The organism is Lysinibacillus sp. KCTC 33748, assembly GCF_002237755.1.
Taxonomy (GTDB): domain Bacteria; phylum Bacillota; class Bacilli; order Bacillales_A; family Planococcaceae; genus Lysinibacillus.
In genome coordinates, this window is sequence record NZ_MWSJ01000014.1 from 16653 (window position 1) to 38081 (window position 21429).

General features: G+C 37.7%; 17 protein-coding genes. 13 read left to right on the forward strand and 4 right to left on the reverse strand.

Features of this window, described 5'->3' with window-relative positions:
• The first annotated feature begins 250 nt into the window (after window positions 1–250).
• The 8 genes from B1B04_RS16255 to B1B04_RS16290 all read left to right on the forward strand — a co-directional run bounded on the left by B1B04_RS16255 (window position 251) and on the right by B1B04_RS16290 (window position 8192).
• Window positions 251–1993, forward strand: a complete 1743-nt coding sequence (locus B1B04_RS16255; RefSeq protein WP_079562465.1) for a methyl-accepting chemotaxis protein — start codon at window positions 251–253, stop codon at window positions 1991–1993.
• Between the two features lie 86 nt (window positions 1994–2079).
• Window positions 2080–2655: a YdcF family protein gene (locus B1B04_RS16260; RefSeq protein ID WP_240518316.1), complete on the forward strand. Its 576-nt coding sequence runs from the start codon at window positions 2080–2082 to the stop codon at window positions 2653–2655.
• Between the two features lie 73 nt (window positions 2656–2728).
• Window positions 2729–4426, forward strand: a complete 1698-nt coding sequence (locus B1B04_RS16265; RefSeq protein ID WP_079562466.1) for a M3 family oligoendopeptidase — start codon at window positions 2729–2731, stop codon at window positions 4424–4426.
• A gap of 294 nt (window positions 4427–4720) precedes the next feature.
• Window positions 4721–5800 carry an AI-2E family transporter gene (locus tag B1B04_RS16270; RefSeq protein WP_079562467.1) on the forward strand — a complete coding sequence of 360 codons (1080 nt, stop codon included), beginning with the start codon at window positions 4721–4723 and terminating at the stop codon, window positions 5798–5800.
• 12 nt (window positions 5801–5812) lie between these two features.
• Window positions 5813–6424 (forward strand): NUDIX hydrolase, encoded by a 612-nt coding sequence (locus tag B1B04_RS16275; RefSeq protein ID WP_079562468.1) that lies wholly within the window; start codon window positions 5813–5815, stop codon window positions 6422–6424.
• Between the two features lie 458 nt (window positions 6425–6882).
• Entirely contained in the window at window positions 6883–7347 is a 465-nt protein-coding gene (locus B1B04_RS16280) for a hypothetical protein (RefSeq protein WP_079562469.1), read from the forward strand.
• Between the two features lie 23 nt (window positions 7348–7370).
• Window positions 7371–7562 (forward strand): hypothetical protein, encoded by a 192-nt coding sequence (locus B1B04_RS16285; protein WP_079562470.1) that lies wholly within the window; start codon window positions 7371–7373, stop codon window positions 7560–7562.
• A gap of 18 nt (window positions 7563–7580) precedes the next feature.
• Entirely contained in the window at window positions 7581–8192 is a 612-nt protein-coding gene (locus B1B04_RS16290) for an alpha/beta hydrolase (RefSeq protein WP_079562471.1), read from the forward strand.
• A 107-nt stretch (window positions 8193–8299) separates the two neighbouring features.
• On the opposite strand, the gene B1B04_RS16295 is transcribed toward B1B04_RS16290, so the two are convergent.
• The 3 genes from B1B04_RS16295 to B1B04_RS16305 all read right to left on the reverse strand — a co-directional run bounded on the left by B1B04_RS16295 (window position 8300) and on the right by B1B04_RS16305 (window position 12252).
• Window positions 8300–10411, reverse strand: coding sequence for an MMPL family transporter (locus B1B04_RS16295; protein WP_079562472.1), 2112 nt, complete (start codon window positions 10409–10411; stop codon window positions 8300–8302).
• 183 nt (window positions 10412–10594) lie between these two features.
• Window positions 10595–11611, reverse strand: coding sequence for an inorganic phosphate transporter (locus B1B04_RS16300; protein ID WP_079562473.1), 1017 nt, complete (start codon window positions 11609–11611; stop codon window positions 10595–10597).
• Window positions 11612–11631: 20 nt separating this feature from the next.
• Entirely contained in the window at window positions 11632–12252 is a 621-nt protein-coding gene (locus B1B04_RS16305) for a DUF47 domain-containing protein (RefSeq protein WP_079562474.1), read from the reverse strand.
• Window positions 12253–12935: 683 nt separating this feature from the next.
• Here B1B04_RS16305 and B1B04_RS16310 point away from each other — a divergent pair.
• Together B1B04_RS16310 and B1B04_RS16315 are read left to right on the forward strand one after the other, a co-directional pair.
• A complete protein-coding gene (locus tag B1B04_RS16310; RefSeq protein WP_079562475.1) occupies window positions 12936–13622 on the forward strand; it encodes an ABC transporter ATP-binding protein in 687 nt (228 codons plus the stop codon).
• Window position 13623: 1 nt separating this feature from the next.
• Window positions 13624–14943 carry an ABC transporter permease gene (locus B1B04_RS16315; RefSeq protein WP_079562476.1) on the forward strand — a complete coding sequence of 440 codons (1320 nt, stop codon included), beginning with the start codon at window positions 13624–13626 and terminating at the stop codon, window positions 14941–14943.
• A 119-nt stretch (window positions 14944–15062) separates the two neighbouring features.
• Here the strand turns inward: B1B04_RS16315 and B1B04_RS16320 are convergent, their stop codons facing one another.
• Window positions 15063–16223, reverse strand: a complete 1161-nt coding sequence (locus B1B04_RS16320) for a class I SAM-dependent methyltransferase (RefSeq protein ID WP_079562477.1) — start codon at window positions 16221–16223, stop codon at window positions 15063–15065.
• A 183-nt stretch (window positions 16224–16406) separates the two neighbouring features.
• On the opposite strand from B1B04_RS16320, the gene putP reads away from it, so the two are divergent.
• The 3 genes from putP (at window position 16407) to B1B04_RS16335 (ending at window position 21232) form a co-directional block, all read left to right on the forward strand.
• Complete coding sequence (putP, locus tag B1B04_RS16325; RefSeq protein ID WP_079562478.1) at window positions 16407–17894, forward strand: sodium/proline symporter PutP; 1488 nt, start codon at window positions 16407–16409, stop codon at window positions 17892–17894.
• A 157-nt stretch (window positions 17895–18051) separates the two neighbouring features.
• The gene (gene hflX, locus B1B04_RS16330) at window positions 18052–19338 is read left to right on the forward strand and encodes a GTPase HflX (protein WP_079562479.1); all 1287 of its coding nucleotides are present in this window, start codon (window positions 18052–18054) and stop codon (window positions 19336–19338) included.
• A 406-nt stretch (window positions 19339–19744) separates the two neighbouring features.
• Window positions 19745–21232 (forward strand): peptide MFS transporter, encoded by a 1488-nt coding sequence (locus tag B1B04_RS16335; RefSeq protein ID WP_079562480.1) that lies wholly within the window; start codon window positions 19745–19747, stop codon window positions 21230–21232.
• The last annotated feature ends 197 nt before the right edge of the window (window positions 21233–21429 follow it).

Below are 21429 nucleotides of genomic sequence, written 5' to 3' on the forward strand. Positions count from 1 at the left end.
TATGCATATTTGAAGCTTGTCATTAAAAGTTTGGAATCATATTTGTTAGATTTGGAGTGAAGGCTGGACGCCGCCGGAAATAGGTCCAGTAGCAATGGAAATCCCCCCACGTTAAGCTATCAAGCATATTTTCGTAAAAAGGCGAAGAATTCAAACATAAATTACGTTTTACCCATTGTGAAAAATTCTGAATAATAACATAATATAGATTGATAGTCATAGTGAAAGAGGAGAAAAGGGGGGCTAAAGCATGAAGTTTTCACGTTCGATACAGGGGAAACTAATTATCATTTCACTAGCATTATTAATTATCCCTAGCTTAGTGATAGGCTTAGTTAGCTATAGCAAAGCAAAAAAAGGTCTGGATGATATTGGTGAACAAGTTATTAAAAATAGTGTTGAATCTTCTTTGCAATTAATCGAGTTAGCAAATGAGAGTGTTAAAAGGGGCGAAGTTCCTTTAGAAGTTGCACAGGAGAAAGTGCGGGAGGCATTTCTAGGACCGAAGGATAGTGAAGGAAAGAGGCCAATTAATTATCCTGGAGACTTGGGGGAGTATGGTTATCTATATGTTTTAGATGATAAAGGGACATTAACAACCCATCCGACTCGAGAAGGGGATAACCTATGGAACGATCAAGATAGTAGCGGAAATTACTTTATTCGGGAAGTAACCGAAAAAGCACTTGCCGGTGGGGGATATACCAAATATGAGTTTGAGCTACCAGGGCAAGATGTATTAGCTGATAAAATAATTTATTCTGCAAAGGATCCAAATTGGGGATGGATTATAGTATCGGGTACATATATGCAAGACTTTAATGAAGGGGCTAATTCATTATTATTCGTTATTGGTATTACATTATTAGGTGCCATCATTATAGGTACTATAGTTGTCATAATGGTTTCAAGACATTTAGCTTTACCAGTGCGAAAATTATCGAAACGTGTACGTGAAGTAGCCAAAGGGAATTTAACTGTAGAAATTGAAAATCTACAACGTTCAGATGAGATCGGTCAGTTAAATGAAGGCTTTAATGAAATGGTTGATCAACTGAAAACATTAATTACAGATGTAGAGGAAGCTATTGTAGAAATTCAATCGACATCGTCAAATTTAACATCTGTGGCAGAGGAAACAAACGCTTATGGAGATGAAATAGTAAAAGCGATAAATGAGGTTTCAAACGGCGCATCAATGCAAGCTTCAGAGGCAGAGGATACGAATAGAACAGCAATTGATTTTGCGCAACAGATTGAATTATTGCATGACAAAAATGAAGTAATGCTAGATGCATCTCAAAATATGAAGCAATCAAATCAAGACGGGCTTTTAAATTTAAAGAACTTAAAAGAGACATCACACGAGTCTTCAGAAGTGATTAATAATGTCCAGGCTGTATTTAATAGCTTAATTGTGAAAGTTAGGGAAATTGAAGGCATTGTCGGTACGATTACGGAGATTTCTGATCAGACGAATCTACTTGCATTGAATGCATCGATAGAGGCGGCTAGAGCTGGGGAGCATGGCAAAGGCTTTGCAGTTGTTGCTGAGGAGGTACGTAAGTTAGCGGATCAAACATCTGTAGCAACAGAGCGAGTGCGTACAACCTTAAAGGGAATTGAAAGTGAAACTAATTTAGTGAATGATGAGATGAAGAAAACAAACGTCATTGTTCGTCAGCAAAATGATTCGGTGGCCATAACAGAGTCATCCTTTAAGGAAATAGAATTGGCCGTAGAAGAGATCATTTCTATTATTAAGGAAATGACTACTGGGGTAGAATATTTGAATGGCTCAAAAAATAACATTATGCAATCTATCGAAAGTATTGCGATGATTAGTGAGAAAAATGCTGCTGCATCAGAGGAAGTTACGGCATCCGTTGATGAACAACAGCGTGCCATTCAGGTTGTTAGTGAATCTTCCAATGATTTAACAGATGAAATAACAGCGTTACAGGATTCTATTAAGCGCTTTATATTAAGATAATCAATTTAGGATGTTTGTACAGCAATTTCAGTACAAGCATCCTTTTTTTTGCCTAAACGTTAATAAAAGGTAAGGGGGGGTCAATTGTGAAGAAATGGGTAATAAGGTTAGGGGTTATATTGCTTGCTATGGGTAGTGTTGTTTATATTTGGCTCGGCGAGGAGATGAAACAGGGTGTCCAGCCAGCTGCAAACGGAACAGCTACATACATGATTGTCCTGGGAGCAAAGGTAAAACCGGGTGGAATTCCATCGCTTTCTTTGAAAAATAGATTAGAAGAGGCAGTAAAGTATTTGAAAAAGTATCCTCGTGTAAAAGTGATCGTGTCAGGTGGAAAAGGGGAAGATGAAGATCGGACAGAGGCTTCAGTCATGCTTAAATACTTACAGGACAATGATATTGATACGAATAGAATAGTAGTGGAAGACCAATCTACTTCAACTTATGAGAACTTATTATTTAGTAAAGAACTTTTGCCTAAAGAAACTAAGAAAATCACGATAGTCTCTAATGATTTTCATTTAAAGCGTGCAAAATATTTAGCGGAGACTTTAGGTTTTGAAGTAGATGTAGTTGCGGCAAAAACGCCAAAATCGGTGGAATTGAAGTTAACGCTACGGGAAAGGGCCGCACTATTAAAAACATATGTATTTGGCTATTAATTTATTTCTTAATACTATAGATTTGGCATATAATAGAAATATAACGGGGTATATGACAGAAAGAGGGGACTTTATGAAAACATTTAAAGACTATGAATACAGCCGTCCTAAAGTTGAGGCAATGAAAGAGCAACAATTATCTTTAATTGACGAATTTAAAAATGCGAAAACGATGTACGAGCAAAGTGAAATAATTGAGAAATTAAACGGATTGAGTAATGACTATGCCACGATGGCGAACCTGGTGTATATTCGTGCTTCGATTGATACGAATGATGAATTCTATCACGCAGAACGCGATTATTATGATGAGGTTGGACCTGAGTTAGAAGAGGTAACAACAGAATATTATAAAGCACTAATCGCTTCACCATTCCGTGAGCAGTTAGAAGAAAAATGGGGCCAGCAATTATTTGATTTAGCAACCTATCAAATTAAAGGTTTTTCACCAGCAGTCATTGATCTAATGCAAAAGGAGAACAAGCTCGTTTCAGAATATAATAAGCTTGTTGCCTCTGCGCAAATTGACTTTAATGGTGAAACATTAACGCTTGCCCAGCTTGGTCCGTATGCAGAGTCTACTGATCGTGAAATGCGTAAGGCGGCAACGGATGCACGCTTTGGCTTCTTTGCTGGCCATGAAGAGGAATTTGATCGACTATATGATGAACTTGTCAAAGTGCGCCATGAAATCGCTGTTAAATTAGGTTATAAAAACTATGTCGAGCTAGGCTATGTTCGAATGAATCGCATTGACTATAATGCAGATATGGTGAAGAAATTCCGTGACCAAGTTCGTGATTTAATCGTACCTATTGCAACTAAGTTATATGAGCGCCAGGCAAAGCGTATTGGTATTTCTGAATTTAAGTTCTATGATGAAGCATTCAACTTTGTATCAGGAAATGCGACACCAAAAGGCGATCCAGAATGGATTGTTGCGAACGGTAAAAAAATGTATGAGGAGCTATCACCTGAGACGGGTGAATTCTTCAACTTTATGATTGACCATGAATTAATGGACTTAGTGGCGAAGAAAGGTAAAGAGAGTGGCGGTTATTGTACGTTTATCGAAAACTATCACTCTCCATTTATCTTCTCGAACTTTAATGGTACTTCAGGTGATATCGATGTGTTAACACATGAAGCGGGACATGCTTTCCAAGTTTATTCAAGCCGTGACATCGGAATCCCAGAATATTTATGGCCAACTTATGAATCTTGTGAAATTCATTCGATGAGTATGGAGTTTTTCACATGGCCATGGATGGAGCTATTCTTTAAGGAAGACACAGAAAAATATAAGTTCACACACTTAAGCAGTGGCTTATTATTCCTTCCTTACGGTGTTGCAGTTGATGAGTTCCAGCATGTGATTTATGAAAATCCGAATATGACACCAGCTGAACGTAAAGTTGCGTGGAAAAAAATTGAAGAGACATATTTACCACACCGTGACTATGATCATAATAGTTATCTAGAAGCGGGTGGTGTATGGCAACGTCAGGCACATATTTATGCAAGTCCGTTCTATTACATTGATTACACGTTAGCGCAAATTTGTGCATTCCAGTTCTGGAAACGTTCACGTGAAGAATTTGAAGCTGCCTGGAAGGACTATACTCATTTATGTAATTTAGGTGGTTCTATGTCCTTTACGAAGCTTGTAAAAGAAGCTGGCTTAATTTCACCATTTGAGGACGGCTGTGTTGAATCGGTCATTGGCGATATTGAAGATTACTTAAATTCAGTAGACGATACAAAATTATAAACTATTACATTGTGGAAATTTGCGACACTCCTGTGGAAGGCAAAACGTATGGGCCTCCTCGGATGCTTTGGCATTTGAGGGGCTTGCGAGATTGCCCATTGGAGGGTTGCAATTTTTTTGTGTTAACTATTTTCAGCAAATGTCTTTTGTAGCGAAAGCAAAGCGGCAGCTACAATTATGCCGAGGCATAATTGATAAACTCTCATATTTAGACAATAATTAATAGGATACTTGCGAAATGGTTAATATATAAGTAGTATTTTCAGTAACTGAGATAAAAGGAAGTGAATTAAAGTGACGAGGAAAGTTTGGTTTCAAGTAGGCGTAGGGATTTTACTTACCCTATTAGTCATTAAATATTTTATAGAGATTCATTGGATTTTTTCGCCGCTTGTAATTATCTTAAAGGCTATTTTTGTACCTTTATTACTGGGCGGTGTTTTGTATTATGTTACAGAGCCGATTCAGAGATTTTTAGAGAAGCGTAAATGGCCGAGATGGGCGAGCATTTTAACGATCGTCGTTGGATTAATCGCGCTTGTCGGTAGCTTTGGGTGGATCGTTGGTAATCCGATTGCCGTACAGGTAAATAATTTAGTGAAAAATGTACCGCAGATTAGTGCTAGTATTCAAGATGCAGCTGATTATGTATTGAGAAACAGGGATAATTTCCCGCCACAGTTAAAAGATCTTATCGACAATATGGCGGACTATGTGCAGGATATTGCTTTTGCGGCAAGTAAAGGACTAGTATCACTTTTACAATCAGTGGTTTCAGTTTCTTTATTAGCTATTTTAATTCCGTTTTTCTTTATATTTATGTTGAAGGATCATGAAAAATTTGCACCATCAATTTATAAATATTTTAGTGGTGAACGCCGTGAATGGGTGAAGAAAACGTTAATTGAAATTGATAGTGTTTTACGTAGCTACATACAAGGACAGCTACAAATTAGTTTTTTACTTGCACTTATTATGTATGTCGGATATTTAATTATAGGTTTAGAATATTCATTGCTTCTTGTTATATTTGCTTTCTTTATGAATATGATTCCGTTTATAGGACCATGGATTGCCTTTACACCAGCGCTGATCGTGGCTGTTGTTCAGGATCCAGTGTTGGTTATATGGGTGTCTGTTGTCACACTAGTGGCACAGCAAATTGATAGTAACTTTATAACGCCTAATGTAATGGGGAAAACACTCGATATCCATCCGTTAACCGTTATTACAGTTATTTTAGCAGCAGGTAATATTGCAGGCTTTATCGGTATTATCATTGCTGTACCGTTTTATGCAGTATTAAAAGTAATCGCATCCAATATTTATGATGAACGGAACGTGATTAAGAAAAAGGCTACGAAGTCGGTATAGGAGTCGGAAAAAATGGAACAAGAAATTGTGAAAGTTTTTAATGAACAGCATGAACAGATTGGGACAGCAACGAGAGCAGAGGTACATGAAAAAGGACTATGGCATGAAACATTCCACTGTTGGCTTGTCAATGAGGACTATATCTATTTCCAAATCCGTAGTGCACAAAAAAAGGACTATCCTGGTTTGCTTGATATTACAGCAGCGGGGCATTTATTAGCTATAGAGACAGTCGAGTCAGGAATTCGCGAAGTAAAGGAAGAGCTAGGACTCGATGTTGACGTACACGAAGTAGTTAAAATGGGCATGACATCTTGTAGTATCGTTTCAGAAAACATGATTGACAATGAATTTTGTCATGTTTTTATATATCCATTCAAACATGATTGGGAATCATTTAACCTGCAGTATGAGGAAGTGTCAGGGGTCGTTCGAGCAAAGCTTGACGAGGCCGAGGCATTCTTTTTAGGAGAAACAGCTACTTTAAATATTGAAGGCTATGAATATTTCCCTGATGGTCAACGAGCGAAAATTGTGCGCCCTGTTAGTACTGCGCAATTTGTCCCTTACAGGGAACTATACGTTGCCCATGTTATTCAGTTTGTAAAAGATAAAATGTTATGAATTTGTGGGGTGTCTGAAAAACCTTCATAGGAATTCTAGCATAATTGTAAAAGGTAAATCCGCTTCGCTTTCCGTGAATAAGGTATGAGCAACATCATTGTGCTCGTGCTTTTTTCATAGGAAGTTTAAGCGGATTTTTTGCCTTTATAGGAAAAATCATTAGACTCTGATTTCTTGTCTCATCATCAATTTTGTTAAAGAGTATGCCATGTATATAAGTTGATCTTCATGACCTACCTCGGTACCGCTGCCGCTACGTTGGCACTACGCTTTCGCGCAAAAAACATCTGCCACTGCCCCCAGGAAAGCGCCCAATCGGAACGGAAATCAACCTAAACAATCAATCCACACGTTATGAACATGAAACTTTACTTTTAGTACTTCCTATTTTACTTCAATATAACAGGAAGAATAAGTTATACTAAAAGAGATATTGAATAGAAAAGGAGCATTTTTATATGCTAACATTTGAACAAAAGCAAGCCATCATCGACTTATTTCCTGAACTGACAAAGAAGGAAATTTCATTGAAACGCGTAAATTATCACTTTATGGATAGCCTTTATGAAAAGACAATTGTTGTGGAAAAACTACACCCAAATGGCAACGGCTTCGTATTTGTCGGTGATTTATTGCGCTACGAGAAAGAAGCAAGTGATAAAGGCCTAGTAAACATTCGTGACTACGATGAACAACAACTTCGTGAAATTATTGAAGATGCCATTCAATATTTATCGGAAGAAGCAGAGGAGCAAAAGCCGATTGAAGAGCTATGGCAAAATCGTGAAGGTGCTCAATTAATGCTAGCCTTTGAGCAACGTTCGTGGAATATTTATCATGGAGAAAACTTAGAAGAAGCCTTTGGTACACACGATGCTGCGAAAGAATATTTACTAGAAGAAGGTTTTCGTAAAAAGAAATAAGTAATTCGGGGGATACGAAACGAATGAATGGGAAAAAAATAGTGGGAATAGTTATTGTTGTTGTTCTAGCTGCTTGTTTATTTTCAGTATTTACGATCACAAAGTTTTATAAAGATCATAAGGAACAGCCAAATAGTGAAAATCGCGAAATAAATAAGTCAAAGAGCTTGAATTTAATTTTGCCACAGGCTACAATTATCTCGAATTCAAGATAATCGAGAGGTGGACTGTAAATGCAGCACGTTTTTCATAAAGGAACAGATGAAACAAAACCAATTTTTTTACTGTTACACGGTACAGGTGGAAATGAACAAAGCTTAATTGGCCTTGCGAAGGAAATTGATGAAACAGCAAGTATTTTAAGTGTCCGTGGGAATGTCCTTGAAAATGGTATGCCACGCTTTTTCCGTAGATTAGCGGAAGGTGTTTTTGATATAGAGGATTTAATTTTCCGTACGAAGGAATTAAATGACTTTTTATTAGAAGCAGCGCAGCAGTATGGCTTTGACCGTAATCGAGTTGTTGCTATCGGCTATTCTAATGGCGCGAATATTGCTGCTAGCCTATTATTCCATTATGAGGATGCTCTAGCAGGTGCAATACTGCATCATCCAATGGTTCCTAGACGCGATATTAAATTGCCTACACTTTCTTCAACCCCTGTCTTTATCGGTGCTGGAACGAATGATCCAATGTGTACTGCTCAGGAATCTGAAGATTTAGAGGCGCTTTTAACGTCAGCTGGGGCCGATGTGACAACTGTATGGTTTAATTATGGTCATCAGCTAACAATGCCTGAGGTAGAAGCTGCAAAAGAATGGTACGACCGTATTTATTCAAAATAAGAAAAAATCCGCAACCTTTGAGTGAGGGAGCGGATTTTTTTAATTTCTTTCAGCGGGTGTCCGAACACAAAGCCGATTTCGGATGCCGAGGCATAATTGATGTCTGTTTATTTCTGTTTCTTCGCAAAGGGTAGCCACCAATTCCAGTCCCCAAAGAGCTTCATAAGACTAGGAACAAGTATGAGGCGAATAATAGTTGCATCGATGGCGACCGCAATAGCTATACCAACCCCAATTTGCTTCACAGGCATCACATCTGTAAAAGCAAATGCCCCTGTTATAACAATCATAATAAGCGCTGCTGACGTAATGATACGACTTGTAGAAGTTAGACCGTCAATCGTGGCACGTGTATTATCCGCCCCTTTTTGATATTCCTCTTGAATGCGAGATATTAAAAAGACTTCATAGTCCATACTTAAGCCGAAGACAAGACAAAATACAATTACTGGGATAATAAGGACAATCGTACCGGCTTCAATGCCCAAATGTCCATATTGGAAAATATAGACGAGAATACCGAAGGCTGATGAAAGTCCAATGATATTCATAATAATCGCTTTCAGTGGGATTAAAATAGAGCGGAAAGCGACCATTAAAATAAAGAACGTTGAAACGATAATAATAGATACAGCCAAGAAAATTTTACTAGCAATTTCATCGAAAATCTCTTGATTGAATTTCGCATGACCTCCGAGCGCAAAATCGACACCTAAATCTTTATCTTTCCATGTTCGAGCAAATTCTTGAGCGGTAGTGGATGAACCGGATGCATCCAATGTAATTGGGATAAAGAGTTGTTTATCTTTAGTAAACGTATTTAGAATTGGTTCTATTTGTTCGGCCACTTGTGGAGTCTTCAAAGAAGCAGTCAGCTCCTCAGGTGACTTAATGTTAGCCGTCGTATAAATGGTTGAAACATGATTTACTAATGGGTCATCAAGCAACTTTTCTTGAATAGTGTAAATAAGCTTTCTTGCCTTATTATCTTCCCAACCATCTTTACGTTCTGCCAATAAATATAATGTTGAGGTATCACCAAGTCCAAACGTCTCGTCTAGCTGATCATAAGCAGCACGTGCCTCATATTTAGCCGGTAATGAATCCACCTGAGGAATTGTAAGTTTAATATCCTTCAATGGAATCATGCCAATGCCTAGTAATATTAAAGCAGCAATAACGATGGCAACAGGATGTTTCATGACAAAGCCGGCAAAACCACGCCAACGATTTGTACCACCGGATTTTACACGTAATAGGCGCCATTTATTAATGCGATCTCCTAATAACATCATCGTAGCAGGTAGCAAGGTTAAGCCGGAAAGTACTGCAAGAAATACAACAATTGCGCCTCCTAAAGCGATATTATGAAAAATCTCGACGTCAATGACAATCATGGCACCTAAGCCGATCATGACACAAGCTGCAGAAAAGATGATTGAACGGCCAGCTGTCTGTATAGACGTTTGAATGGCTTGTACAATGGATGTGTGAGCACGTTCTTCGCGATAGCGGTTAATAAATAACAAGGCAAAATCGATGCTTAATGCAAGTCCAAGCATGGGTACTATATTTAATACAAAAATTGATAAATTGACATTACCACTAAACAAAGTCAAAATTCCAAACGCAGTGACAACAGTAACAACACCAATAATGATAGGTAAGATGGAGGCTACGACAGTACCGAAAGCTAGTAATAGCACTATGATAGCGATTGGTAAGCCTATTGCCTCTGCTGACGCTAAATCCTTTTGACTGGCCGTATTGATGTCTGCTGAAATAACAGGTCCGCCAGTAATGCTCACACCGTCATCCTCTATTAATGTACGAATGTCTTTCACAACATCCGGTAGCTGATCAATATTATTTTTAAGATGAATCATGGCATAAGCTATACCATTCTTTTGTAAAGAAGCATCATCGAGTGGTGACTGGATTGAATGAATCTCCTTAATTTTTTCCAACTTTTTTAATGTATCTTGAATTTTCTTATCGTCTGCTGGATTGAAGACGACCAAAATTGTCTCGGAAGGTAAATCAAATGTTTTGGCAAGCTCATTTGTTACGTAGGTATGATCTCCTTTCACGAAGAAACCGTCGCCATGAAGTTTACTTGGAAGTTGTATTGCAAACATAGCCATGGAAATGAAAATGACGAACCATAAGGCTACGATAGCTTTAGCGTGGGCCGTTATAAAAGCTGAAAAAGTTTTCATATTAGGTACTGTCCCCCTTTTAAAATAGTGTAAAGGATGTGTCACATTTTGTCGTGTAATAATATAAAGACTCCTGTCCCTAATAAGGAACAGGAGTCTTAGTATGCGATCAAAATCAATTATGCCTTGGCATAATTCTGTGAAATCTGCGTTTATCTCACCATCTATAGAGGTGGGAAGAAGTTAAAAGAATAACGATAATAAAAAGTAAATCGTAGCTGCCATAACTGCAGAAATTGGCATTGTAATAATCCAAGTAGTGACGATTTTACGCGCCATCCCCCAGTTTACGCCACGTACACGTTGTGCAGAGCCGACACCCATGATAGAGGAAGAAATAACGTGTGTTGTAGAAACTGGTAAATGAATTAATGTAGCACCGAAGATAACAGACGCAGATGCTAAATCTGCTGCAACTCCGTTTACTGGACGGATTTTCATAATTTTACCGCCGACTGTTTTAATAATTTTATAGCCACCGATAGAAGTACCAAGCCCCATTGCAGTTGCTGCTGCAGCTCGTACCCAGAAAGGAATTTCATCTCCTGTATACAAACCACCGGCGATTAACGCCATCGTCATAATCCCCATTGCCTTTTGTGCATCGTTTGTACCATGTGTAAAAGATTGAATGGCGGCAGTGAAAATTTGCATCGTACGGAAACCTTTATTCGTGCGATATAAATTTAAGTTTTTAAACAATAATTTAAACAGTGTCATCATAATAAAGCCGGCGCAAATCGCAAGGATTGGTGATAGCACTAAGGCCATAATGATTTTAGTGAAACCGCCATAGTTTAGAACGTCGAAGCCAGCAGATGCAACTGCTGCACCAGCAATGGAGCCAATCAGAGTGTGTGAAGAACTCGATGGAATACCGAAATACCACGTTAGTAAGTTCCAAATAATAGCGGAGATTAATGCTGCTAAAATAACGACTGAACCAGTTGTATCTCCATTAAAGGCATTTAAAGCGAATGGATCTACAATATCTTTTGTTAAAGCCTTTGCAACACCGACGAAAGTAATAGCTCCGATAAAGTTCATCACTGCAGCCATCATGATAGCTACGCGAGGTTTCAACGCTCTAGTGGAAACCGAAGTTGCAATAGCATTTGCTGTATCATGGAAGCCATTGATAAAGTCAAATGTTAGGGCAAAGATAACGACCAGTACGGTTAGAATAATGATTGTGTTCATTGTAAGTGCCCATCTCCTAATTACGCGTTACGCATGATAATTGTTTCCATAGTATTTGCAACGTTTTGGCAATGATCAGCGATATCTTCAAGTTGTTCATATATATCTTTATATTTAATAAGTCGAATCGGATCTTTTTCATTTAAAAATAGTTGTTTAATAGACGAACGTTGTACTTCATCACATTCACGTTCATAGTCCTTAATAAGAATTGCGTGTGGGCGCATGCCAATAAGATTCTTTTTCTTTAACTCTTCTGTTGCTTTCACAATTTCATCAGCACTTTTTGAAATATAGCCTAAGAAAGTACGCATTGATTCGTCAACTTCTGTTAGAGAGAACATTTCAAAATGAGCGATACAATGCTCCGTACCATCTAACACGTCGTCCATACGAATTGCAAATTCTAGAATGTCTTCGCGCTCGATAGGTGTCATAAATGATTTGTTTAGCATCACGATTAGTTCGTGAATAAGCTTATCACCAGCTGTTTCGTAATTTTTCATAGTAATGCTAATCTCTTTTAAGTCAGCTACACTGTTAATACGAAAATCATTTGCGTAATGTACGGCCTCTCTCATATTTTCAGCAATTTTATGCAAAGCTATAAAGAAAGGGTCTTGTTTTTTTGAGTTAAGCATGTAAATCGAATCCTCCTGGATATAAATAAATTGGCCTCTAAACTTTACTATCATAACAAAATCTTTAATTTATCTACATAATTTTTTTCTATTCTCCATAAAACTTTACAATTCTGTAATATACAATTTGCTCACAAAATAATAATGGAACTTCTGTATTTGTTTTTATTAATACAGGAAAACGCTTTAAATATAGGTTTTATAAGGATTTATACTTTCTGTTTAATACAAAAGAAAGCTATGGAGACGTAAAATTTTGAATAACTTATATGTCAGAATTGTAAAGGGAATGTAAAGGGATTGTTTTGCTCATAGTTTTCTCTTTTCTTAAGAATATCTTCATTTTTATCCTTCAACTTTATTAAGAATTCTTGTCTACAATGGAGAAAGAATTACTCATCACCATATATTTAGGATGATATTTGTTAAAAACATATCCATGTATATAAGTTGATTGGAGTGGAGGCTGGGCGACTCCTTGGGGATCAGCGATAGAGGAACGAAGGCTAAAACCATCACGCCCTGTGATAACGCCGTCGTGACCAACATCCTATTGGCCCGAGACCCCGGAACGAAGCGAAGCGGCTCATCGGACGCCCCCAGGAAAGCGCCCAGTCGGAACGGAAATCAACCACACGTTATGGTGATGGGTTTAAAGAATGTGAAAGGGTGTTTATTTGAAAATGATTCAAGTCGAAAACTTACAACATACATTTTTAATTGGAAAGAAAGGCAAGGAAAAACAGGTTCCGGTATTAAAAGGTGTCAACTTTGAGGTGAAAAAAGGAGAGATTGTCGCAATTGTTGGTAAAAGTGGCTCCGGTAAATCTACCTTATTACAAATACTAGCTGGATTTATGAAATCTGAACAAGGGTCTATTAAGGTAAACGGTAAAGAAGCAGCTAATTTTACTGAAGTAGAAAGTGCAGCCTTTCGCTTGCAACATTTCGGATTTATCTTTCAAAACTTTCAACTGATGCCAGGCTTAACGGCGTCTGAAAACATAGAACTACCATTGAAGTTACAAGGTATCAAGAAAGCAATGCGTACTGAAAAGGTGAAGATATTAATGGACAAGGTTGGTTTAACGGAGGTAGCAGACCATTACCCGAATGAATTATCGGGTGGTCAGCAACAGCGAGTTAGTATTGCGAGAGCCTTAATTACAAATCCACCTATTCTGCTGGCAGATGAGCCGACAGGAAGTCTTGACTCAGAAACAGAGCAAGATATATTGCTGCTCATTCAAAGTCTAAACCGTGAGCTTGGTTTAACATTCGTCATCATTACTCATGACGAGGAAGTAGCAACGATAGCACATCGACGTTTCCGCATGTACGACGGGGAACTTGTAAAGGAGGAAGCATAACATGTTATTTAAAGATCAAATAGATTTTGTTACACAGCATATAAAGAAAAATAAATTACGTGTGTTTATGACAGTACTAGCCGCAACGATGGGTTGTGCATTTTTGATTGTCCTCGCATCAGTTGGATTTGGGCTGCAGGATTCCATACGTAATGAAATATTATCGGATGAAAATATTACGAAGATTCAAGTGTTTGGTAATGATCAATTTACAGAGGAACAAATCCATGAAATAAAAAGTATAGAACATGTGAAAACAGTACTTGAAACGATTACTGTCAATGCATCCGGACATTCATTTTTTGAAGGTCGCGATACACTATCTGATGTATACGTTGCGAATATGCAAGATTTTGAGCAAGTAAATGGCAAGCTTGCGAAAGGGAAGTATCCAACAAAGCCAAAAGAAATCGTAGTAGGTTATCATTTTGCTCAAACATTAATAAATGATGCCGAGCGCAAAATTATTGAAGAGAAAAGTAAAAAAGCTGAAGCGGAAGGCACGTTTTATAATGGTAGTGAGGAAGGGTATAAGGACTCATTAATTGGTAAAGAAATCGAATTGGTATTAATGCCGCATTCTGATGGTGCAGAAGAGGGAGAGAAAATAAAGTATACGATTGTCGGTGTTATGAAGAAGCCTTCTTATGATTGGATGGTCAATAACTCTATTTATATGAATACAGAGCAAAAGCCTACGCTAGCAACTAATTTAGCAGCAACAGGTAATGTTAAAGAGGATGACATGTTTCATTCAGAATTCAATATTTTCGCTGATAGTATGGAAAATGTAAAACCGATATTAGACAAACTAAAAGACGATGGCTATAACGTTTATTCGGTGACTGAGAAGTTGGATCAAATGAATGTATTTTTCCTAGTTTTAAAAATCGGCTTAATTTTTGTAGGAACAATTGCTGTCTTGATCGCCTCGATTGGCATTTTCAATACAATGACAATGGCAGTTACGGAGCGTACTCGTGAAATAGGTGTTTTAAAGGCGATCGGAGCAAGTCCAAAGCTTATTCAACGATTGTTCTTAATGGAAAGTACGTTCATTGGTGTTATTGGGACTTTAATAGCTGTAGTTATTTCATATATTATTAGCTTCGTAGCAAATGCTGCACTGCCTGTAATTCTAGAAGCTGCAACAGGGGAAGAGGCATTTAGTAAAAGTGACATTACATTTTCTCTTATTCCTTGGCAGCTCGTTATTATTGCTGCAGCGATTAGTGTTGGTGTAGCGATGATTTCTGGCTATCGTCCAGCACGAAAGGCCACAAAAATTGACGTTATTCAAGCTTTACGACAAGAACTATAATAGAAAGGGCGGTCCAAAAGTTATTGGACCGCCTTTTTAATGTTGTGCTTAAGAAAATTCAGAAATACCCGCGGAAGGAGGACGAATACCCGCGCTTCACTCTCAAATACCTCGACATTTTATAGGTAAGCTTGTAACTCATTCGCTAAAAACGGCTTGGCATTTAGTAACTTTAAAAACGCATCGTAGCTAGCGCGCTGTTCAGAGCTTGGCTTTTTACCGGTATGATAAGCTCTTATTAAAATGTTTTTTGGTGTGTTTTCCATATCGATAAACTCCAGCAGTTGTGCCTCATAGCCCACAAGTGATAGAATTTCTGCTCGGATTGCGTCCGTTGCAAGCGCTGAAAAACGCTCGCGTACGAGACCATGCTGAAGCATGATATCAAGAGCTGGTGTATGAAGCTGGCGATTTAGCTCATGCTGGCAACAAGGGACGCTTAAAATAACGCTTGCTCCCCATTTTACAGCGCGTGCTAATGCCATATCAGTGGCAACATCACAAGCATGTAGAGTTACTACCATATCCACGGCAGACTCATCATTGTAATCATTAATATCTCCTACTAGAAATTCGAGTTGTTCATAGCCTAAATCTTGTGCGATTTGTGAGCATTCTTCGATGACTTCCTTCTTTAAATCCAAACCAGTGACACGAATGTCTAAGCCTTTTTCGATTTTTAAATAATGGTATAAGGCGAATGTTAAATAGGATTTGCCTGAACCGAAATCTAAAATACGAACCTGACGATCTTTTGGTAAATATGTTAATGCATCATCAATAAATTCGATGAAGCGGTTGATTTGTTTAAACTTATCGTATTTTTGTTTTTTTATTTTTCCTTCTTCCGTTTGTACGCCAAGACGAATTAAAAATGGATATGGCTTATCCTCTGCTAGTAAATAGTTTTTCTTGCGATTATGCGCTAAATTAACTTGCTTTGGCGTTGAGGACTTATCAGATTTCCATAGTACTTTGTTCTTTTTTGATAGCTGCACTTGTATTTTTTCATCAATAAAATCAATATGTGCTTGGCGGTAATCGTTAAAAAATGCTTCTAACTTCTCAGGGAAATCTTCTAATAAAACATTTTCATGCTTTAAAATACGTTCAAATTGATATTCAACTTGTATATGGTAAGTATCCTTCAATAATAAAGGTTTTAGCTTTATACGTTTTACTTCGTTTGATTTCATACGTGGTTGACTGATTGTCGCAGTAACAAGTTGCTGTTGTAAAATCTGCTCTATAAGCTGAGCTTTCATTTCTTCAAATGTCATACATTTCGCCTTCTTTATCGTGTTATAGATGGCACTAGTTTAACATACTTTGTGATTTGCATTGCTATTATAAATTTTAGAATTCGCTCTTTGAATAATTATAGGTTATCTTGTAAGTTTGTGGTATTTTAAATATAGAGAATTTTTAATAAAAAGATTCATGGGGAAATAAGGGGGAAAAATATGTCTGCAAACATGTATCAATTACTTTCAATTATCATTTATATGATAGCTATGCTAGGAATCGGCTGGTATGCATTTGTTAAAACATCTAATTTAACCGATTACATGCTCGGTGGGCGTTCTCTAGGCCCTGCTGTCACAGCGCTAAGTGCAGGTGCAGCAGATATGTCTGGCTGGCTGTTAATGGGTTTACCGGGTGCGATCTATTTATCTGGAATTGTTGAGGCCTGGATTGCTATTGGCTTAACGATTGGTGCCTATTTGAATTGGTTACTTGTAGCACCGAGACTACGTGTATATACACAAGTTGCTAATGACTCAATTACTATTCCGAGTTATTTAGATAATCGTTTACGTGACAACACAAAGCTAATAAGAATTGCGTCAGGTATTATTATTTTAATCTTTTTTACATTTTATGTTTCTTCGGGAATGGTTGCAGGTGGCAAGTTTTTTGATAGTTCATTTGGCTATGAATACCATACTGGTTTATTGATTGTATCTGCTGTTGTTGTGGCATACACATTGTTTGGAGGGTTTTTAGCGGTTAGTTATACAGACTTTTTACAGGGTCTAATTATGTTTGTTGCACTTATTTCTGTACCGTTATTTGGCTTGTTTTTAACAGGTGGAATTGGAGACACAATAGCTTCTATTAAAGCTGTAAATTCTGAACATCTAAGCTTATTACCAGCAACTGCAACTGCTGCGGCAATTATTTCATCACTTGCATGGGGACTAGGTTATTTTGGACAACCACATATTATCGTACGGTTTATGGCAATAAGCTCGGTTAAAGAAACAAAACAGGCTCGTCGTATCGGTATTGGCTGGATGATGTTAAGCTTGTTCGGAGCGATTGCAACAGCTTTGGTAGGTGTGGCGTATTATGAACAAAATGCAGGTGAGTTAAAGGACGCTGAGACAGTATTTATTGTACTTGGCCAAATCCTATTCCATCCGTTTATTGCAGGTATAATGCTAGCTGCCATTTTAGCTGCGGTTATGAGTACGATTTCATCACAATTAATTGTTACTTCGTCAGCGCTTGTAGAAGATATTTACAAAGCTATATTTAATAAAACAGCAGATGATAAGCATTATGTCTTTGTTGGCCGTCTCGCTGTTTTAGTTGTAGCTATTATCGCAGCGATTTTAGCATGGAATCCAGATAGTTCTATTTTAGGCCTAGTAGGCTTTGCTTGGGCTGGCTTTGGTGCAGCATTCGGCCCAGTAATATTGCTGTCTCTATATTGGAGAAAATTAACGAATTACGGAGCTCTCAGTGGGATGATAGCAGGTGCTGCAACCGCCTTCGTTTGGGGGAAAATAAAGGTCTTATCTGAATCGTTATATGAGATTGTTCCAGGCTTCTTCGTATGCTTAATTGTTGCGGTGATTGTCAGCATCGTGACATATAAACCGAATAAAGATATTGAAGACGAGTTCAATCGTACTGAAGTATTGTTAAAAGAAGAACGTAAGTAAATGAATGTAGTGCGCCTTTTGTATAGAAGGCGCATTTTTTTGATATACATGTTAATAAAGATAAGATAACTACTAAACAACACGAATTTGGACATTATATGGTAAGATGAAGAAAATTTGTCGTAGTAGCATCAAGGCATTGGTGGGAGGTTTGTGGATGGATAGAATTAAAGAAGTTGATGTATTGGTAGAAAAAGCTATTTTAGTTGGTGTAAATTTACGGAATGATGAGCATTTTGATTATTCAATGGAGGAGCTAAAAAATTTAGCTGAAGCTTTAAATGTTGAAGTAGCTGGCATTGTTACACAAAATTTAGAGCGAGTTACGCCATCTCATTATGTTGGAACAGGGAAAATTGAAGAAATAAAAAACTTTTATGATGAAGTACAAGCGAATTTAGTAATTTTTAATGATGAATTATCACCTTCGCAAATCCGTAATTTAGAGCGCGATTTAGAAACAAAGGTTATTGATAGAACCATGTTGATTTTAGATATTTTTGGACGTCGTGCGAAAACAAGTGAAGCACAGCTGCAAGTTGAGTTAGCGCAATTGCAATATATGTTACCTCGTTTGGTTGGTTTGCATGCTTCTCTCAGTCGTCAAGGTGGCGGCACTGGAGGTGGCTTTAAAAACCGTGGTGCCGGTGAGACAAAGCTCGAGCTAGACCGTCGTAAAATTGAGGATCAAATTGCGAAAATTAAGAAGGACCTAGAGCATGTGAAGGAGCAACGAGAGACGCAGCGTAAACAACGACGTAAAAATGCCGTCCCTGTCGTTTCCATTGTTGGCTATACGAACGCTGGTAAGTCAACCATTATGAATCAGCTACTTACGAAAATAGGGCAGGAAGATCATAAACAAGTGTTTGAGAAGGATATGCTTTTTGCCACACTTGAAACATCTGTCCGTCAAATAGAATTACCTGATAAGAAGACATTCCTATTAACAGATACAGTTGGTTTCGTTAGCAAATTACCGCATCACCTAGTGAAAGCATTCCGTTCAACTCTAGAAGAGGCTCGTGATGCCGACTTATTATTACATGTTGTGGATGTTTCCAATTCTGAGCACGGCTTTATGATGGATGTAACAAATGAAACGCTTAAAGCAGTTGGTGTTGAAGGGATTCCGACAATTTATGTGTATAATAAAGCTGATATAGCAAACGTCCCATACCCTGTGATCAGCGGTGATAATATTTGGATTTCAGCGAAGGAAGGGACTGGATTAGAGGAATTATTGCAAATGATTCGTCAGCATATTTTCTCTGATTATATAACATGTAAAATGCTCATTCCGTATGAGCAGGGGAATATCGTCTCGTATTTAAATGAACATGCCTCTGTCTATGAAACAGCGTATGAAGAAAATGGCACGCTGTTAACAATAGAGGCAAAAGAAGCGGATTATGCAAAATTCCAACAATATGTAATTAGTTGATCACAAACATGTTCTAAAAACATGTTAGAAGCACTTCGTGTTTCTAGCGTGTTTTTTTGTTGCAAAAGAAAAAGCGAATTTATATCATTGTGGATTAAATTTTAGATAATACTAGCCTATTTGTTAATAAAGTAAATACTCTGATTATAAAATATTTTAGAATAATTTTGTGGATGTTTATAAATTAGTAGATATTAAAGAGTAGAAAAATTCAGGGATAGCAACAGGTTTGCTATAATTATAGTAAAACGAGTCTGAATTTAAAGAAAAGGTGTAAAATTCCAACATTTTTTAAAACTCTTGAAAAAGTTTTTAAAACACTTTAGTATGATGAAATATAGTTTTTATTCTTAAAATTGGGTAATAATATTATTACTGAATAATGAAATCGGGAGAGGATATTTTTATGTCTACTAAAGATGAAATTGTAAAATCCGTCCCTCAAAACGGCTTTGTCGGACACCCTAAAGGGCTCTTTACATTATTTTTTACAGAATTTTGGGAACGATTCTCATACTACGGTATGCGAGCAATTCTGATTTTCTTTATGTATTATGAATTGCATGAAGGCGGCTTAGGCCTAGATCGTGGACTAGCGAACTCAATTATGGCTATCTACGGATCATTGGTTTACATGTCAGGGATTATCGGTGGTTGGATTGCTGACCGAATACTAGGTACACGTAGGACTATTTTCTATGGTGGCGTGTTCATTATGATTGGACATTTCCTGCTAGCGTTACCTGGTGGCGCAAGCATTTTATTTGTTTCAATGTTCTTTATTGTCATTGGGACAGGCTTATTAAAACCGAACGTTTCAAGCATTGTCGGAGACATGTATGCTGATACAGATAGTCGTCGTGATGCAGGTTTTTCAATTTTCTATATGAGCATTAACATGGGATCATTCCTTGCACCATTAATTGTCGGAACAATTGGACAACAGTATAATTTCCACCTAGGATTTGGTGTAGCAGGGATAGGGATGTTATTTGGTTTAATTATTTTTAAATTAACAGGAAAAAAATATTTAGGGTTAGCAGGGTTACAGGTAAACAACCCGTTACTGCCTGAAGAACGGAAAAAAGTCTTTACACGATTTGGGATTTTAGCGCTACTTATTATTATTGCTGGGGCAATTGGTATCAAAACTGGCGTACTAACAGTGAATGTTTTTGGTTTAATTATTACGGCGCTAGGTATTATAATTCCAACGGTGTACTTTATTTATATGTATCGCAGTGAGAAAACAACGAAGGACGAGAAGTCTCGCGTGCTCGCTTATATTCCTTTGTTTTTATCGGCTGTAATGTTTTGGGCAATCCAAGAACAAGGGGCGACTATTTTAGCAACGTATGCAGATAGTCGTACACGATTGGATATTGGTGGTTTTCATATTCCATCTTCTTGGTTCCAATCATTAAACCCTTTATTCGTCGTTACAATGGCTCCGTTATTTGCCATGTTATGGATGAAGTGGGGAGATAAGCAACCATCTACACCGCGTAAATTCGCTTATGCATTATTCTTTGCAGGATTGTCATTCTTAGTGATGATGCTTCCAGCGTATTTATCTGGTGGTACAGATTTAGTAAGTCCGTGGTGGTTAGTATTATCATTCTTTTTAGTTGTAGTTGGGGAGTTATTATTATCGCCAGTAGGGTTGTCAGTTACTACAAAATTGGCTCCAAAGGCTTTTGCTGCACAAACGATGTCACTTTGGTTTTTAACAAGCGCAGCAGCGCAAGCGATCAACGCACAACTTGTAAAAGTCTATGAAGTGGTAAGTGAATTCACATACTTCGGTTTCTTAGGCTCATTAGCAATTGTTTTCGGGATCATAATATTAGTACTTTCGCCAATTATTTCAAAAGCTATGCGAGGTATTAATTAATCAAAAGATGCAAGTACAGTTATTCAAATAACTGTACTTGCATTTTTTTGTATTAAGAAATATTACCTTTGATACTTTGCTTACCACATAACGTGAGGTTGATTTCCGTTCCGGCTGGGCGCTTTGTCGCTGCCGCTTCGCTTTCGCACAGAGCAGAGCTTCCTGGGGGCGTCCGATGAGCCGCTTCGCTTCGCTGC

Coding starts and splice junctions, on each gene's coding strand:
- B1B04_RS16295 (WP_079562472.1), bottom strand. CDS start 10,411: ATGAAAACTTTTTCAGCTTTTATAACGGCCCACGCTAAAGCTATCGTA.
- B1B04_RS16310 (WP_079562475.1), top strand. CDS start 12,936: ATGATTCAAGTCGAAAACTTACAACATACATTTTTAATTGGAAAGAAA.
- B1B04_RS16305 (WP_079562474.1), bottom strand. CDS start 12,252: ATGCTTAACTCAAAAAAACAAGACCCTTTCTTTATAGCTTTGCATAAA.
- B1B04_RS16285 (WP_079562470.1), top strand. CDS start 7,371: ATGAATGGGAAAAAAATAGTGGGAATAGTTATTGTTGTTGTTCTAGCT.
- B1B04_RS16335 (WP_079562480.1), top strand. CDS start 19,745: ATGTCTACTAAAGATGAAATTGTAAAATCCGTCCCTCAAAACGGCTTT.
- B1B04_RS16280 (WP_079562469.1), top strand. CDS start 6,883: ATGCTAACATTTGAACAAAAGCAAGCCATCATCGACTTATTTCCTGAA.
- B1B04_RS16300 (WP_079562473.1), bottom strand. CDS start 11,611: ATGAACACAATCATTATTCTAACCGTACTGGTCGTTATCTTTGCCCTA.
- B1B04_RS16320 (WP_079562477.1), bottom strand. CDS start 16,223: ATGACATTTGAAGAAATGAAAGCTCAGCTTATAGAGCAGATTTTACAA.
- putP (WP_079562478.1), top strand. CDS start 16,407: ATGTCTGCAAACATGTATCAATTACTTTCAATTATCATTTATATGATA.
- hflX (WP_079562479.1), top strand. CDS start 18,052: ATGGATAGAATTAAAGAAGTTGATGTATTGGTAGAAAAAGCTATTTTA.
- B1B04_RS16315 (WP_079562476.1), top strand. CDS start 13,624: ATGTTATTTAAAGATCAAATAGATTTTGTTACACAGCATATAAAGAAA.
- B1B04_RS16290 (WP_079562471.1), top strand. CDS start 7,581: ATGCAGCACGTTTTTCATAAAGGAACAGATGAAACAAAACCAATTTTT.
- B1B04_RS16265 (WP_079562466.1), top strand. CDS start 2,729: ATGAAAACATTTAAAGACTATGAATACAGCCGTCCTAAAGTTGAGGCA.
- B1B04_RS16275 (WP_079562468.1), top strand. CDS start 5,813: ATGGAACAAGAAATTGTGAAAGTTTTTAATGAACAGCATGAACAGATT.
- B1B04_RS16255 (WP_079562465.1), top strand. CDS start 251: ATGAAGTTTTCACGTTCGATACAGGGGAAACTAATTATCATTTCACTA.